Below are 15,750 nucleotides of genomic sequence, written 5' to 3'. Positions count from 1 at the left end.
ACAATGGCACCTCGCTAGCGCTCGGCACCATTGCGCCCAGCGGGCGCTGTGCCGATGGTTAGCTCGCTGCGCTCCCGCACACATATGTGTTCGGCTGGGAAATTTGCCGCCCGCGCCCACCACCGGACGCGGGCGGCCGCAATGCGCCGCAGATCGTACTTCCGCCTCGCCGAAGCGGATTGATATGCGGCGCAAACATCACCGCCCTATCGACCACGTTGGAGCGAGTCTTACGAACTACCCGTTCGCGGCCGGTCTCGCGTCCGAGTCGTCGAAGCGCATGCGCCGAAGGCGCGAGTCTCGACAGCTCGGACGCGAGATACCAGGGGGCCGCGAACCTGCCGCGCCGCAGGCGCGGCAATCGAACTCAAGCGTGGCGCTGGACGAGGTCGCCCAAACGAGGAAGGGCTTCGATGACGTTCCGCTTGGCCGAGGAACGCATCGACGAGTAGACCTTCTTCAGCGCCGGACGGGTCGAGGCGTCGGCACGCGCGTCGGTCACCGCGAGCAATGCCTCGGCGACCTCATCGGATTTGGCGACCAGCAGGTCGGCGAAGTTGCCGGAACCCGCCGCCGTGTATTCCTGCCAGAACGGTTCCAGCTGCGATACGAGCTTGGGCGCCAATGACTCCAGCGCATCGGGCACGATGCTCGGGCTGATCTTCTTGACCGCCGCGTATCCGCCCTTGACTGCCAGGCCTGACGCACCACCCTTGTCCGACACCTCGGCGTCCAGAACCTCCTTGGCATCGGCAAGGAAGGCCGTGCGCTTAGCGTCGTCGAGCAGGGATTCAGACAGTGCTGCAACCACTTTCAGGTTCCTCCGGGATCGATGTCGATGAACGAGCGCACGTCACTATACGCACTGGTGCGCGTCGTCACACGGCGCTCGTCCAGCTACGGCTGCCACGGAAGCAATTGGACCATCAATCCTTCACAATCTGCGAGGACATTGCCCTGCTCATCGGCCAATTCCGCGGTAATGAAGGTCTTGCGCCCTTCGGTGCGGTCGACGCGACCGCGCACGGTCAGCGACGTCTCCAGCGGAGTGATCTTGCGGTAGTTCACATGAAGGTAGGCGGTGCGGCTGATCGGGCGTCCCGCGTAGTGCACGATCATGCCGAGCAGGTCGTCGAAGAGCAGCGGGAGCACACCGCCGTGTGCCGCGCCGTTGCCACCGAGGTGGTAGCGACGGAACTCACCGGTCATCACGATGCCGTCGGGTCCGGCCTCGACCACCTGCCACGGCAGCAGCAAAAGACTGCCGCGCCCGGGCAATTCGACGGCGCGGCCCGCCGGCCCCTGGAGTTCGGGTGCGCGGTAGGGCTCGAGCAATTCGACGAGCTGTCGCGCCTGCGCGAGCGCTTCGCCGAAGACCTCGTCCGGAGCATCCACGCAGACGGCCAGATCCTGCAGCGTGCGCATGGCCTCGACGAACGGCCCGAAGTTGGCCCCGACCTGCACGCGGGAGACCTTGGGGAAGCCACCGTGCTTCTCGTACCGGGATTCGTCCACCGCACTGATGTCGATGCGCGGTCCCGAGCGCCCGACCCCGCGCTCTGCAACCCGCTCTACTGCCTCATGCCCTCCCGCTGCCCGACCGCCGCCCCTCATCGAATCGCTACGCGATGCTGCATCCATCCCTGCACGGTATCGCTTTGTTTTACACCGTCAAGTCGTACCGCCGGGTAATGCCGTCGACGCCGCCGAAGTTCGCATGGAAGTCGCTGGCACCCGAATTATCGACGGGAGCAATAATCACTGGGGTGACGTTCAATCCGAAGCTGTGGCGGCCCGTTCCAGGGTTCGAGAACCTGACCGACATCACCTATCACCGGCATATCGAACAGGGCACCGTCCGGGTGGCCTTCGATCGGCCGGAGGTGCGCAATGCGTTCCGTCCCCATACCGTCGACGAGCTCTACCGCGCGCTCGATCACGCCAGGATGACCCCGGACGTCGGCGCGGTCCTGCTCACCGGCAACGGACCGAGCCCCAAGGATGGCGGCTGGGCCTTCTGCTCCGGCGGCGATCAGCGCATCCGCGGCCGCAGTGGCTACCAGTACGCCGACGGCGATACCGCGGACACTGTGGACCAGGCGCGCGCTGGCCGCCTGCACATCCTCGAAGTGCAACGGTTGATCCGGTTCATGCCGAAGGTGGTCATCGCGCTGGTCAACGGCTGGGCCGCGGGCGGCGGACACAGCCTGCACGTGGTCTGCGATCTGACCCTCGCCAGCCGCGAGCACGCCAGGTTCAAGCAGACCGACGCCGATGTCGGCAGCTTCGACGGCGGTTACGGCAGCGCCTATCTCGCGAAAATGGTGGGCCAGAAATTCGCGCGGGAAATCTTCTTCCTCGGCCGTCCGTACACCGCCGAGGAAATGCATCAGATGGGCGCGGTGAACAAGGTCGTCGACCACGCCGAACTGGAGGATGTCGCACTGGAGTGGGCCGCCGATATCAACGGCAAATCCCCGCAGGCCCAGCGCATGCTGAAGTACGCGTTCAACCTGCTCGACGACGGATTGGTCGGCCAGCAGCTGTTCGCGGGCGAGGCCACCCGGATGGCGTATATGACCGACGAAGCGGTCGAGGGTCGCGACGCCTTCCTGGAAAAGCGCAAGCCGGACTGGACCCCCTACCCCTGGTACTTCTGAGATGGACATCCTCAGCAGCCGAGTCATCCTGCGGCCCGCCGACTACCGGGTGACGCTCGCCTTCTATCGCGACGGACTCGGGTTGGCGATCGCGCGGGAGTATCCGGGCGGCACGGTTTTCTTCGCTGGACAGTCGCTGGTCGAAGTGGCCGCACACGGTGGATCGGGCAATTCCACGGCGTTCGAGGGCGCGCTCTGGCTGCAGGTACGCGACATTTCGGACGCGGCGGCCGAGCTCGCCCGCAAGGGCATTCCCGTCGACCGCGCGCCGGTGCGGGAGCCATGGGGACTGATCGAAATGTGGGTGCACGATCCGGACGGCGTGCCGATCGTTGTGGTCGAAGTGCCTGCCGAGCATCCGATCCGACGGGATTCGCGCTGGTCACCAGAGTGATCGCGACGGCGGCGGCGACGCGGGCGGCCCCGCCCGAGTTGCCAATGCCGACCCCGGCGAGGACGATAGCGCTCGGATGGCCGCCCGACCGCCGACGTCCGGGTGACCGCCACTGAGTACCGTCCTCCGAGTGAATCGCAGTCTCGATGTCCGACGTACCCGAGTTCCCCTCCCCTGACGCGGCCGAAGTCCCTCCCCACCACCTCAGCAAACCGACCCCTGCCGCATGCGGTGATGTTGACATGACACGATCAAGGTCGTGAGGGAGCGCAGCGAGCGAACCATGAACACAGCGCGCCTGCGCACGACGGAGCCGAGCAGCAGCGAGGTGCGGTCGTGAGAGAGCGAAGCGAACGAACCATGGGCACAACGCCACTGCACATGACGGAGCCGAGCGCGAGCGAGGTGCGGTCATGAGTAAGACCCTGCGGACACTGCCGATGCCGACTGGATCGGGGTTGGGCGATGTGCTGCCGCATTTGCGAGAAGTGTTGGAAGGGAACGGTCCCGCGTGGTTGCCGATACCCACCAGCGACCGTCGGGAAGCCCGGCGACTGAGCGATGCGCTATCCCCGGGCGAGCCGATCGATGACGAGGTGGCGCTCGTGGTGACCACCTCCGGCACCACCGGTGTTCCAAAGGGTGCCATGCTCAGCGCCGCGGCACTGCGCGCCAGCGGGACCGCCACGCACGATCGCCTGGGTGGTCCCGGTACCTGGCTGCTGGCCCTGCCGACCCACCACATCGCTGGAATTCAGGTGCTGCTGCGCAGCATCCTGGCCGGTACCGAACCCGCCGTGCTCGACGTTTCCGGCGGTTTCCTGCCCGAGGCGCTCGCGGGCGCCATCTCGGGGATGCGCGGTGAGCGCCGCTACTCCGCACTGGTCCCGACCCAGCTCATCAAGGCCCTGGACGCACCCGTCGCGGCCGCCGCGCTGGCCCAGTTGGACGGCGTGCTGGTCGGCGGTGCGGCCACCCCGGCTCCGGTCTATGAACGCGCGCAAGCGGCCGGTATCAATGTCGTTCGCACCTATGGCATGAGCGAAACCTGCGGTGGTTGCGTGTACGACGGAATTCCGCTCGACGGCACCGGGATTCGCATCGAGGACGGTCGCGTCCTGCTCGGCGGCGCGATGATCGCCAACGGCTACCGCGGCCAGCCCGACCATCCGGCCTTCGCCGAACCCGGCTGGTTCCGCACCGAGGACGCCGGCACCTATGCGAACGGCGTGCTCAGCATCAGTGGCCGGCTCGACGAGGCGATCACCACCGGTGGGCTGCTCGTCATCCCACAGGTGGTGGAGGCCGTGCTGATCACGCATCCCGGAATCAGCGAATGCGTGGTGCTCGGTCTGCCGGACGAACGGCTCGGTCAGCGAGTCGCAGTCGCGGTGGTCCCCGCCCCCGGAGCCGCCCCGACCCTCGAGGAACTACGCGACCACGTCGTGCGCGAACTGGACTCCATCGCCGCACCGCGCGAGCTGGCGATCCTCGACGAGCTTCCGCTGCGCGGACCAGGCAAGCCCGACCGCGCCAAACTCCGCGAACACTTACTCGCGGAGTCGACGCACTAACTCGGCTGCCCTCCGGCAACGTCTGGGCGGGTACTCATCACCGATGACACCCGAATGGAAGGACACGGAGTAGTCGCGCTGACCGAGCGTGGGCGGCAAGGCGGCAGACACCGCGGCGCTCTACCCATCTCATCCAACCGCTCGACCTACCTGATCTGACCGCCCTGCCCGCACCCACGGCGGTGATGCACGAGCGGCGGTGTCAGAACAGAGTGTCGCGGCCTCGTAACGGCCGGTAGCCGGTGGGGCCGAGCTGCGCGAGCTCGCCGTCGATATCGATCGCGCCGAAGAAGTTGTGTTCTCGCCGCTGTGCGCCGAGGCACCGAACCGGCACAAGGTCCGGGAATGCGGGACGGCCGCAAGTAGATGCAAGAGTTCGGTGACATCGTGGTGCAAGGGCCGTGCAAGACACCGGCCGCAAAGTCTTGTGCATGACATCTTTCACACCCAATTCAGCGCTCGCCGTAGAGGCGGACGGCCTGGTCAAGGTGTTCGGGGAGCAGCGCGCCGTCGACGGTGTGAGCCTGGCGGTTCCGCAGGGCTCGGTCTACGGCGTGCTCGGACCGAATGGCGCGGGCAAGACCACGACCATCCGCATGTTGGCCACCCTGCTGCGCCCCGACGGCGGCAGCGCCCGCATCTTCGGCCGTGACGTCGTCGCCGAACCGACGGCCGTGCGATCCCTGGTCGGCGTCACCGGGCAATACGCCTCGGTCGACGAGGATCTCTCCGCCACCGAAAACCTGATCATCTTCTCCCGCCTGCTCGGTCTGAGCCGGGTCGACGCCAGGCGCAAATCGGTCGAACTGCTCGAGGAATTCGACCTCACCGAGGCGGCGACCAAGCCGCTGAAGAACTTCTCCGGCGGTATGCGGCGCCGTCTCGATCTGGCCGCCAGCCTGATCGCGACACCGCCGCTGCTGTTCCTGGACGAGCCGACAACCGGCCTCGATCCGCGCACCCGCGCCCAGATGTGGGAGACCATCCGCCGTTTGGTCCGCGAGGGCGCGACGGTGCTGCTCACCACGCAGTACCTGGACGAGGCCGATCAGCTCGCCGACCGGATCGCGGTCATCGACCACGGCAAGGTGATCGCCGACGGCACCGCGGACCAGCTCAAGGCCTCGGTCGGCGGCTCCTCGTTGCACCTGACCCTGGTCGATCGGGCCCAACTCGACGAGGCCCGCCGCATCGTCGGCGACTTCCTCGGCGTCGATGCCCAGATCACCCCGGAGGCCGGACGGCTCACCGCCCCGCTCAAGGATGCAGGCATGGCCGCTGATCTGCTGATTCGCCTGCGCGAGTGGGAGATCGCGATCGACGAGATCACCGTCAGCAAGCCCAGCCTCGACGAGGTGTTCCTCACCATCACCGGCCACCCGGCCGAAGACGACAACGATTCCGAACGGAGCGCGGCATGACGACCATCACCGCACCAACCCCGGCGCGCCACGCCGCGCCGACCACGATCCCGGAGGCCAGCAACAAGATCAGCCTCCGGCGGACCGTGGAGACCTCGTTCACGATGGCCTACCGCGGCATTCTGAAGATCAAGCACAATCCGGAGCAGCTGTTCGATGTGACGATTCAGCCGATCCTGTTCACCGCGCTGTTCGCCTACATCTTCGGCGGCGCGATCTCGCACAATGTGCACGACTACCTGCCGATCCTGATTCCCGGCATCCTCGTGCAGACGGTGGTCCTCACCTCCGTCGTCACCGGCACCCAGCTGCGCGAGGATATGGACAAGGGCGTCTTCGACCGGTTCAAATCCCTACCCATTTCCCGTGTTTCGGCACTAGCGGGCGCATTGATCGCCGATATGGTGCGCTACAGTCTCGCGACCGTGCTCACCGTGGTCGTCGGTCTGTGCCTCGGCTACCGCCCCGGCGGCGGATTCGTCGGGGTCGTGGTCGCCGGTCTGGTGGTGATCTTCTGCTCGTTCGCGGTGAGCTGGATCTGGGCGCTGGTCGGCGTCACGGGTAAGAGCGCCGCTGGCGTGCAGGGCATTTCGATGATGATCATGTTCCCGCTGACCTTCATGTCCGGTGCGTTCGCACAGGTCAGCACCATGCCGGGCTGGCTGCAGGGGATCAACCACGCGAACCCGATCTACTACATGGTCAACGCCGCGCGAGAGTTGATGAACGGCAATGTCTACACCAGTGATCTGGTCTGGTCGCTGGTCGGCTCCCTCGTCGTGATCATGATCTTCGCGCCGCTCGCGGTCCGGGCTTACATGCGCCGGGCGTGAGAACGCAGGTTTGACGGCTACCCGAAAGTCGCGGTGGGTGACGACAAGTCACCCACCGCGACTTTCGTTGTCATAGGACAATTCCTGCAGGAGTTCGAGAATCCGCGCCGCACCTTGCCGTCGACGCATCCCGGCGGCCCGGGTCAGTGCTTCGTCGAAGCGCTTTTCCCCCACCGTTGTTCGGTGCAAAGCCACGTGCCGCCGCAATTCGGCGGACGGATTATCCTGTCGCGCCACCATTTTGCAGGCCAGTGAGACCAATTCCAGGCCGATCTCCGAATCGCGTTGGACCGCGAGATAAAACGTTCCGACCGCGTTGCCGACCGCACCGATCTGTGGCAGGTCGTAGAACTGCCCGAGTCGGCCCGTCGCGAGCCGAACCAGCGTACGCGCGATATCGGCCGCCGCCGCCGCCCGGCCGTGCAGCACATACGCGTCCACGGCCGCGCTTGCGGTCATCAGAATGCCCGGACCGGGCATCGGTTCGTCATCGGGCCAGCCGTACAGGTCCAGTGCCCGACGATAATGGCGCAGTCCGGCGTCGATTTCGCCCTCGGCCAGTTCGAGTTCCGCCATTCCGATGACAACCGGTGCCAGGCGGGGGTTGCGTCGGATGTGCGGATCGTCGACCGCGGTACCGTGCGCCGGATCACCATCCGCAGCGCCGAGCGCGAAGCCCAACTCCCGCCGCGCTTCGGCGAGGCGACCCGTACCGATCAGCGAAACCGCAAGATAGCTGCGTATCTCGACGGCTTCTTCGTGGGCACGCAACTCCCGCAACAGCTCAGCTGCCCGGCGGTAGTAGTCCACCGCATCGGCATAGTGCGCGGTCTGTCCGGCAAGCTGCCCGAGGTGCTGGGTAACCATCGCCGTGCCCCAGATATCGGTGCCCTCGATCAGCCGCAAGGCCGCCTTCGCGTCCCGGGTAGAGCCGTAGACATGGCCGGAGTTTTCCCGGACATTCGCGCGCATGAACACCGCCGCGGCGCGCACCACGGGGTCGGATGACCGGGCACCGTCGGCGAACAGCCTGGGCGCGTCCGAACCCGACGCGTCCCCGCAGGCCATGACGCCGAGAAAGCGCGCTCCACTATTGAGATCGACTGCGGTGCGCAGCAATCGACGGATCCGCGCCCGCGCGGTCGCCACCTGACGCAGACCGCCGCCCAGGTACGCCATGTGCATACCGATCTGCAGATGCGCGAGCATCTGCAGATCGGCGACCGTACCGCGCACCGGGCCGGGTTCGGGCGCCAGGCCGAGTATCCGGCGCGCCCAACCGCTCAGCTCCATATGCGCACCACGCATTACCCATAGCGTGCCGACGATCGGGAAGATCCGGTACACCGTGCGCGCGTCCCTGCGCTCCAACGCATATCGCAGCACCGTGACGAGGTTGTCGAGTTCCGCACCGACCGAGAGCACGGTGGCCACCTGCTCGTCGGAGAGATAACGGCGCACCGTGGCGATCGAATAATCACGGGCCCAGCGCGACATCCGATCCATCACCACGGGACGCTCGTCGACCGCACCCGAAATGCCGGCCGCCGCATCGGATCCGGTCAGTGCGAGCTGTTCCTCACCGAATTCTCGGACCGTTTCCAGCATGCGGTAGCGGGTGCCGATCAGGCTCTCGTCGTCATCCAGGACGGTCAGCAGGGACTGGCTGACCAGTCCGTCCACGGCAGTGGCCACATCGTCGACATCCGGGCCGCCCGCCACCACTTCGGCGGCATCGAGGGTGAACCCGGCCGGAAAACGACACAGCCGGCGCAAGGCGATCTGTTGTGACTCTTCGAGCAGATTCCAGCTCCACGCGATCACCGCGTGCAAGGTGCGATGGCGTTCCGGCGACGAGCGATCTCCGCTGCGCAGCAAGGCGAATCGGTGTTCCAGGCGCGTTTCGATTTCCTCGACGCTCATGGTCCGCACGCGGGCGGCCGCGAGTTCGATGGCCAGCGGCAGGCCGTCCAGTGTGCCGCACAGCCGGGCCACCACGGCGGGATCCAGACGCACTGTCGGCCGCACCGCACGCGCTCTGGCCATGAACAGCTCGGTGGCGGGTGATCCGGCCGCGTCGATTGCCAAGGGCGCCAGCGGATAGACCGTTTCCGCGGTGATCGCCAGTGGCGCTCGGCTGGTGGTAAGGACACTGAGCTGGTCGCAGCTACCGACCAGATCGGCTACCACTTCGGCGACCGCGTCGATCAGATGCTCACAGTTGTCCAAGATCAATAACGTCGAGCGGGCGGCGAGCGCATCGCGCAATCGCCGACCGGCATCGCTGTAGCCGGTGGAGCGCCGCCATGCCGTCTCCCGGACAATCTCACCGAGGCCGAGCGCTGTGCTGATCGCCGCCTCGACATCGGCACGCGGATCGGCGTCGGCGGCTGTATCGGCCCGCACCGACGCCAACTCCACCAGCACCACGGATTCGCTGCGCGCGACCCGCGCGCCCAATTCGTTGGCCACCCTGGTCTTTCCGGTGCCGCCGGGGCCGAGGACGGTCGTCACCCGGGAGCGGTGCAGCAGTTGCTCGAGTGCATCCAGATCGGCGGCACGTCCGAGCAGAGCGTTGGGGGCCGCGCGCAAACCGATCGCGGAGAGGACACTCGACGATGCGGCAGCGGCCGAACCCGAAACTCGTCCAATCGAATCCAGCGCCACCGAATGCCGCCCAGTGGAATTCCGCGCGGCAGAATCCCCTGCCGTGACTGCTACCGTCGGATCACCCGATGTGACCGAATTCATAGCGGGCGCCGGATTCGGCACGACCCCACCATGATCGGTCCGCAATGCGAAGCCGGGCACCGGATCACCGCGCAGAATCGCAGTATTCAGCTCCACCAACGCCGGGCCCGGATCCGCGCCGAGTTCTTCGACCAGTCGCCCGCGGATCGATGCGAAGACATCGAGGGCTTCATTCGGCCGACCGGCCGCGGCGAGCAACCGCATCAAGGTGGCGTGTGCGGCCTCGTCGAGCGGCTTCGAGGCCGCACTTCGGCGTGTGATCGCCACCGCGCCGTCGAGATCACCGCTGGCGACCCGGGCGGCGACCTCGATCGCTGCCAGCTCGGACCACCGGTGCGCGGCCGCGGTGCGCAGTTCGTCGGCGAGGTCGCCCGGGGATAAGTCGGCACCGGGCTCGCCGCGCCAGAGCGATCTGGCCTGGGCCAGTACCGCGAGACATCCGGCGTGGTCACCGTTGGCTTGTTTGGCGCGGGCCGCGCGCACCAGGTCGTCCACGAGGGTCAAATCGACTTGATCGGCGGTCAGCGTGAGGCGGTAGCCCGCCGGACCGATCTCCAGCGCCGCATCCGGTAGCGCCGCGCGCAGCCGCGACACCTGGGTGTGCAGCGCGTTCATCGGCGCCCGCGGCGGCTGCTCACCCCACACCTCATCGATCAGCGCTTGGGCGCTGCGGCTGCGGCCGGGGCGCAGGGCAAGCGCCGCGAGCAGCAGCCGCGACCGCGCCCCTGGTAGCGCCATGAGCGCACCGTCTCGGCGTAGCGCGATTTCGCCCAGCAGGGCCACTACGACCGATTCGCCTGCGGGCGTCGTGAGGGTTTGACTGCGGCCGTCCGGGCCGCTCTGGTCGAGAAACATTCCGTCGTTATCGTATGCGAGCCCACCCAGCCAGGCTGACATGGTTTTCTCCCTGTTCCGAGCGGTGCGTCACTTACGCTGAACTCATGGCTGAGTTCGAAATCGTCCGCCAGGCCGTGATCACGGCCGAGCCCGCGCGCATTCATGGGCTGATCGATAACTTCCACGAGTGGACCAAGTGGTCGCCCTGGGAGGATGTCGATCCGCAGCTGCAGCGCAAGTACTCCGGGCCGGACACCGGAGTCGGCGCGCAATACGCCTGGGACGGCAACCGCAAGGCCGGTCGCGGCAGTATGGAGATCACCTCCAGCGACGATCGGGAGATCGGCATCCGACTCGCCTTCGAGAAGCCGTTCAAGGCCACCAATAAGACGACCTTCGAGCTGAACCCCGTCGAGGGCGGCACCGAGGTGGTCTGGCGGATGACGGGGCAGCACCAGGGCCTGATGGGGCTGATCGGGAAGGTCTTCCCGATCGACAACATGATCGGGAAGGACTTCGAGAAGGGCCTCGACCGGTTGAAGGCGGCCGCCGAGGCCAACTGAGCCGCCCGAGCAGCCGGCACCGCCGCCGCGCACTAGGCTGCGGACATGGCTACTGCAGCGCAATGGATCGAGGGCGCACGGCCCCGTACCCTGCCGAACGCGATCGCCCCTGTCCTTGCCGGCACCGGCGCGGCCGCGTCCATCGATGGCGCGGTGTGGTGGAAAGCCGTTCTCGCGCTGCTGGTCTCGCTGGCCCTGATCATCGGGGTGAATTACGCCAACGACTACTCCGACGGCATCCGCGGCACCGATGACGTGCGCGTCGGTCCGCTGCGGCTGGTCGGGCAGAAGCTCGCCTCCCCCGCCGCGGTCAAGAATGCGGCGATCATCAGCCTGGCCATCGGTGCGGTCTTCGGACTGGTACTGGTCATCGCGACTGCGTGGTGGTTGCTGCTCGTCGGGGCGGCCTGCCTGGCCGGGGCCTGGTACTACACCGGTGGCAGCAAGCCGTACGGCTATAGCGGTTTCGGTGAGTTGGCGGTATTCGTATTCTTCGGTCTGATCGGCGTGCTCGGCACCGAATTCGTGCAGGCCGAGCGGATCGAATGGGCGGGTCTGGTGCTTGCGGTCGGGGTCGGGGCGTTCTCCAGTGCGGTGCTGGTCGCCAACAATCTGCGCGATATCCCGACCGATACCGAATCCGGGAAGGTCACCCTCGCGGTCAAACTCGGCGATCCACGCACCCGCACACTGCACTTGGCGCTGCTCGCGGTGCCGTTCATCGCCACGCTGCTGTTGGTCGTCCGCACGCCGTGGGCGTTGGTCGGGCTGGTCGCAGTGCCGCTGGCGGTGCGCGCCAACGCACCGGTGCGCTCGGGTAAGGGTGGGCTGGAATTGATTCCGGCCCTGCGCGATTCGGGGTTGGCGCTGCTGGTGTGGTCGGCGGTTACGGCCTTGGCGCTCGGAATCGCGGGTTAGCGACTTCGACGCGCGACACCGGGTTGTCGCGGATGGATCTGAACGTGCACTTTCCGGCAGAATCCGGCACTTTCCGCCTCGTTCGTTCGAAGAAGGCACACTCAGACCCATTCCGCCATTGAACGAATGGTGAGCGCGGCGCGCAGCTGCTAGTCGTCGCCGTCCGGTACCAGGACGCCGAGGATCCAGTTGACCACCGCGACAATAATGCCGCCCCAGACGGCGGCCCAGAAGCCGTCGACGCGCAGGCCGTAGTCGGTGGTCTCGCTGATCTTCGCGGTCAGCCACAGCATCAGCGCGTTGATCACGAGCAGGAACAGGCCGAGGGTGACGATGACCAACGGCAGCGATAGAAGTTTCACGATCGGCTTGACCACGGCGTTCACCAGGGTGAAAACCACCGCGACGGCCAGGATGACAATGACTTTGCCGCCATTGCCCTTGTCTTCGGGGCTGAGGATTTCGATCTTGTCGACCCAGGCGGCGGCCAGCCAGATGGCCACTGCGTTGATGATCAACCGAATCAGGAGCTGCATGCCATGATGCTAGGCCCGACGGGCGGGCACGTGCTGCCACAAAACGCGAATCCGGTGGCGAGCACATGCCCGAACCCTCACGCGGCACGATCGAGCAGTGCGTGCACCTTCGGCCGCAGCTCATCGATCGCCTGCGCACCGCCGAGGATGCGGGTGGTGTTCTCGTTGGGCGCGCGCAGAATGCCGAGCAGCAGATGCCCGGATTCGATGGTCTTGTCCTTGCGGGCCAGCGCTTCTCGCAATCCCAGTTCCAGCACCTTCTTCGCATCCCTGGTGAACGGGATGTGACCCCAATTCCGGTCGCGACCGCGACCGAATCTGGATCGCTCCTCGGGTACCGCCCGCTCCAGTGCGTCCTCACCGAAGGTCGCCTCGAGACTCTCCCGCACCGCGTCCAGGTCGATGCCGATCGAGCGCAACGCCTCGGCGTCCTCCGCACCCAGCGGTTGACCTTTCCCCTGTTCGCCAAGGGCTTTCAGGGCGTCCCGATGCGTGACGCCCACCTCTTCGAGCAGCGTCTTCAACTCCGGCTCGCCCTGTGACAACACGCCGAGCAGCACATGCTCCACCTCGATCCTTGCCGCGCGCAGCTCGCGCGCGTCCTCCTGAGCGCTGATGATCGCGATCTTCGCCGCCCTGCTGAACCGTTCGAACATCAGCGGTTCCCGCCTCTCCGGTTGTATTTCTGGTGGACCGCCTGCTTGCTGACCTCGAGCGCCTCCGCGATCGCCTGCCATGACCACCCCTGTTCGCGGGCATTGGTCACCTGGATCGCCTCTAGACGTTCGAGCAGCCGACGCATTGCCAGCACAGCGCGCAGCCCGACCTTGGGGTCGGGGCTGCCCGCGGCGGCCGCCAGGGTGGTTGCTTCAGTCATGCCGTCAATTTTGATTGACGACATCGCGAGTTGTCAACAAAAATTGACGATACCGAGATTCGCTGCCAGAGAAAGCGCAAAACCCCGCCGCCCCGGCGCTACGACCGAGATGACGGGGTTGCGGAAATGCGTGCAGCGGCTAGCCGGACCAGATTCCGGTGGCGGCGAACTTGTCCAGGATCGCCGCGGGTTCGGCGAGGCTCATCCCTTGCGCCTGGACCCATGCGTCGTCGAAATATGTTCCGGCATAGCGATCTCCGCCGTCGCAGAGCAGCGTCACTACGCTGCCGGAGCGACCGGCGGCCATCATTTCGGCGATGAGCGCGAAGGCGCCCCACAGGTTGGTGCCGGTGGAACCGCCTACGCGACGGCCGATTACGCGACTCGCATGCCTGGCGGTGGCGATCGATGCGGCGTCGGGGACCTCGATCATCCGGTCCACCACCTGGCCGACGAAGGACGGCTCCACCCGTGGGCGGCCGATTCCCTCTATCCGCGAAGGCATTCCGGTCTGGTATCCAGCGTCGGCGGTCTCGTAGCCGCCGTAGAACGCGGAGTTCTCCGGGTCGACGACGGCGAGCTTCGACGGGAAGCGGTGGTAGCGGATGTAGCGGCCGATGGTGGCGCTGGTACCGCCGGTGCCCGCGCCGACCACGATCCAGTCGGGCACCGGATGCGCCTCCAATTCCATCTGTTCGAAGATGGATTCGGCGATGTTGTTATTGCCGCGCCAGTCGGTGGCGCGCTCGGCGTGGGTGAACTGGTCCATGTAGTGACCGCCGCATTCGGCGGCCAGCCGGGCTGCCTCGGTGTACATATCCGGTGGGCGCTGCACAAAATGGCAACGTCCGCCCTGGGCTTCGATCAACTCGATCTTCTGCGGCGAGGTGCTCGCTGGCATCACCGCGACGAAATCGACGCCGAGCAGTTTGGCGAAATACGCCTCGCTGACCGCCGTCGAACCGGAGGACGCCTCCACCACCGTGGTGCCCTCGGTGACCCAGCCGTTGCAGATCGCATACAGGAACAGCGACCGCGCCAGCCGGTGCTTGAGACTGCCGGTGATGTGGGTGGACTCGTCCTTCAGGTACAGCTGGACGCGCCACGCGGCGGGCAACGGGTATCGGAGCAGGTGGGTATCGGCGCTGCGCTGGGTATCGGCCTCGATGAGGCGCACGGCATTGTCGACCCAGCCGCGCGGGGTACTGCGATCGCAGTACTTCACGAAGCCGCCCCGGTCGGGTCGTCATCGCCGCGCAGCCGGGCGCGCAGCTGCGCCTTGTCCTGACGGCGCTTCGCATCGACGATCGCGATGTCCTCGTTGACCCGCGCGCGCAACTTCTTGAACAGGGTCAGCGACAGCGGCATCGCAATGATCAATGCGAACAGGGCGGCGACCACCAGTGGGATATCCACCGAGACGAGCCGAGCCACGCCGATGATCGCGGCGGTGATGACGACGACCAAACCCAGCCTGGCGAGCGTGTACAGCGCCAGATTGCGGGCCAGCCGCGCACCGGTGCCAGCCGTTTGCTGTCCTGGGTCACCCTTCGGTGGAGTTGCCTCACTCACGTCGTCCAGCCTATGCGAAGCTGAGGCCGCCATCGGCGACGCCTCCTACCGAGGTACGGGCGCCTATCCGTTTTGTCTATTACTTCCCCTTTACCAACTGTAGGTGGTTCGAGTACCTAGGGGTCGCAGTGCAACGATGGCGCCATCTGATGAGGGAACTGTCGAGAACGGAGAGGTTTGCTATGACTGCGATCACCGTCGGCGGCCAGGACACCCTGCTGACACCGGGCCAAGTGGCCGCCATGTTCCACGTCGATCCGAAGACGGTCACCCGCTGGGCCCACGCCGGGCGCCTCGGGTCCCTGCGTACACCGGGCGGGCACCGTCGCTTCCGCGAGTCCGAAGTGCTCCAACTGCTCAGGTCGCTGACCACCGAGGCCACCGCACGCTGATCGTGGCCAACGCGGGCCCGTAGCGATGCGCTCCTGCCCAGGGGCCCGCACCCACCCTGCAGTGTGAATTTCGCATCTGCAGTGTTCGAAGGCTACGCACGCGACTACCCTCGTTAGCAGGAGGTGAGCGACGTGACGTACCTGTTGGCACTCATCGCAGTTGTGGCAGTCGCGGTGTTGTGCTGGAAGGCGTTCGGCCCCGAGAAAACCGGACCCAGCGCTCCACCCGCGCGTTCACCACAACGCAAGCGCATCAAGGGGCCGGATGACGACCCCGAATTTCTCTGGCGCATCTCGCGCCAGCATCGGGATGGCGACGGGCCTGCCGAGCGCTGAGTCGAGTGGTCTCGTAGCCAACGCTGGATGGCGCGCGGGTAGTGGGTTTCGGGCCGTATCGGGTCGAATGCCTCGATGGTTGCTGG

At 66.4% G+C, this 15,750-nt stretch carries 17 protein-coding genes; 9 read left to right on the top strand and 8 right to left on the bottom strand.

The features are described 5' to 3' along the window. Window positions 1-367 precede the first annotated feature (367 nt). A complete protein-coding gene (locus ACQP1G_RS04680) occupies window positions 368-811 on the bottom strand; it encodes a DUF6918 family protein (protein WP_433198708.1) in 444 nt (147 codons plus the stop codon). 86 nt (window positions 812-897) lie between these two features. Further along, window positions 898-1,641 (bottom strand): PaaI family thioesterase, encoded by a 744-nt coding sequence (locus ACQP1G_RS04675; protein ID WP_433198706.1) that lies wholly within the window; start codon window positions 1,639-1,641, stop codon window positions 898-900. Window positions 1,642-1,766: 125 nt separating this feature from the next. Between ACQP1G_RS04675 and ACQP1G_RS04670 the strand changes: the two genes are divergently transcribed. From ACQP1G_RS04670 to ACQP1G_RS04650, 5 genes are all read left to right on the top strand, one after another. Next, window positions 1,767-2,660, top strand: a complete 894-nt coding sequence (locus tag ACQP1G_RS04670; protein WP_433198704.1) for a 1,4-dihydroxy-2-naphthoyl-CoA synthase — start codon at window positions 1,767-1,769, stop codon at window positions 2,658-2,660. Window position 2,661: 1 nt separating this feature from the next. Continuing rightward, on the top strand, window positions 2,662-3,054 hold the full coding sequence (locus tag ACQP1G_RS04665; RefSeq protein ID WP_433198702.1) for a VOC family protein: 393 nt from the start codon (window positions 2,662-2,664) through the stop codon (window positions 3,052-3,054). A 413-nt stretch (window positions 3,055-3,467) separates the two neighbouring features. Next, window positions 3,468-4,628, top strand: coding sequence for an o-succinylbenzoate--CoA ligase (gene menE, locus ACQP1G_RS04660; protein ID WP_433198700.1), 1,161 nt, complete (start codon window positions 3,468-3,470; stop codon window positions 4,626-4,628). A 431-nt stretch (window positions 4,629-5,059) separates the two neighbouring features. Further along, the gene (locus ACQP1G_RS04655; protein ID WP_433198698.1) at window positions 5,060-6,049 is read left to right on the top strand and encodes an ATP-binding cassette domain-containing protein; all 990 of its coding nucleotides are present in this window, start codon (window positions 5,060-5,062) and stop codon (window positions 6,047-6,049) included. Next, a complete protein-coding gene (locus ACQP1G_RS04650) occupies window positions 6,046-6,882 on the top strand; it encodes an ABC transporter permease (protein WP_433198696.1) in 837 nt (278 codons plus the stop codon). The genes ACQP1G_RS04655 and ACQP1G_RS04650 overlap by 4 nt, the downstream gene beginning before the upstream one ends. Before the next feature lie 48 nt (window positions 6,883-6,930). Here the strand turns inward: ACQP1G_RS04650 and ACQP1G_RS04645 are convergent, their stop codons facing one another. Beyond that, window positions 6,931-10,530, bottom strand: a complete 3,600-nt coding sequence (locus tag ACQP1G_RS04645; protein ID WP_433198694.1) for an AfsR/SARP family transcriptional regulator — start codon at window positions 10,528-10,530, stop codon at window positions 6,931-6,933. Window positions 10,531-10,574: 44 nt separating this feature from the next. Between ACQP1G_RS04645 and ACQP1G_RS04640 the strand changes: the two genes are divergently transcribed. Together ACQP1G_RS04640 and ACQP1G_RS04635 are read left to right on the top strand one after the other, a co-directional pair. Further along, window positions 10,575-11,033: an SRPBCC family protein gene (locus tag ACQP1G_RS04640; RefSeq protein WP_433198692.1), complete on the top strand. Its 459-nt coding sequence runs from the start codon at window positions 10,575-10,577 to the stop codon at window positions 11,031-11,033. Between the two features lie 45 nt (window positions 11,034-11,078). Next, window positions 11,079-11,951: a 1,4-dihydroxy-2-naphthoate polyprenyltransferase gene (locus ACQP1G_RS04635; RefSeq protein WP_355179543.1), complete on the top strand. Its 873-nt coding sequence runs from the start codon at window positions 11,079-11,081 to the stop codon at window positions 11,949-11,951. A gap of 149 nt (window positions 11,952-12,100) precedes the next feature. On the opposite strand, the gene ACQP1G_RS04630 is transcribed toward ACQP1G_RS04635, so the two are convergent. The 5 genes from ACQP1G_RS04630 to ACQP1G_RS04610 form a co-directional block, all read right to left on the bottom strand. Continuing rightward, window positions 12,101-12,487, bottom strand: coding sequence for a phage holin family protein (locus ACQP1G_RS04630; protein ID WP_433198690.1), 387 nt, complete (start codon window positions 12,485-12,487; stop codon window positions 12,101-12,103). 77 nt (window positions 12,488-12,564) lie between these two features. Further along, window positions 12,565-13,143, bottom strand: coding sequence for a Clp protease N-terminal domain-containing protein (locus ACQP1G_RS04625; protein ID WP_433198688.1), 579 nt, complete (start codon window positions 13,141-13,143; stop codon window positions 12,565-12,567). Continuing rightward, window positions 13,143-13,364 carry a helix-turn-helix domain-containing protein gene (locus tag ACQP1G_RS04620; protein WP_433198686.1) on the bottom strand — a complete coding sequence of 74 codons (222 nt, stop codon included), beginning with the start codon at window positions 13,362-13,364 and terminating at the stop codon, window positions 13,143-13,145. Before ACQP1G_RS04620 ends, ACQP1G_RS04625 begins: the two co-directional genes overlap by 1 nt. Before the next feature lie 139 nt (window positions 13,365-13,503). Then, on the bottom strand, window positions 13,504-14,589 hold the full coding sequence (locus tag ACQP1G_RS04615; protein WP_433198684.1) for a PLP-dependent cysteine synthase family protein: 1,086 nt from the start codon (window positions 14,587-14,589) through the stop codon (window positions 13,504-13,506). Further along, window positions 14,586-14,936 (bottom strand): DUF4229 domain-containing protein, encoded by a 351-nt coding sequence (locus ACQP1G_RS04610; protein ID WP_433198682.1) that lies wholly within the window; start codon window positions 14,934-14,936, stop codon window positions 14,586-14,588. The genes ACQP1G_RS04615 and ACQP1G_RS04610 overlap by 4 nt, the downstream gene beginning before the upstream one ends. Window positions 14,937-15,118: 182 nt before the next feature. On the opposite strand from ACQP1G_RS04610, the gene ACQP1G_RS04605 reads away from it, so the two are divergent. Together ACQP1G_RS04605 and ACQP1G_RS04600 are read left to right on the top strand one after the other, a co-directional pair. After that, entirely contained in the window at window positions 15,119-15,328 is a 210-nt protein-coding gene (locus tag ACQP1G_RS04605) for a BldC family transcriptional regulator (protein WP_330250627.1), read from the top strand. A gap of 132 nt (window positions 15,329-15,460) precedes the next feature. Beyond that, window positions 15,461-15,664 (top strand): hypothetical protein, encoded by a 204-nt coding sequence (locus ACQP1G_RS04600; RefSeq protein WP_433198680.1) that lies wholly within the window; start codon window positions 15,461-15,463, stop codon window positions 15,662-15,664. The last annotated feature ends 86 nt before the right edge of the window (window positions 15,665-15,750 follow it).

The sequence above is a fragment of the Nocardia sp. CA-107356 genome (assembly GCF_050946365.1).
Classification (GTDB): Bacteria; Actinomycetota; Actinomycetes; order Mycobacteriales; family Mycobacteriaceae; genus Nocardia.
This window is presented reverse-complemented; position numbering and strand designations above follow the sequence as displayed.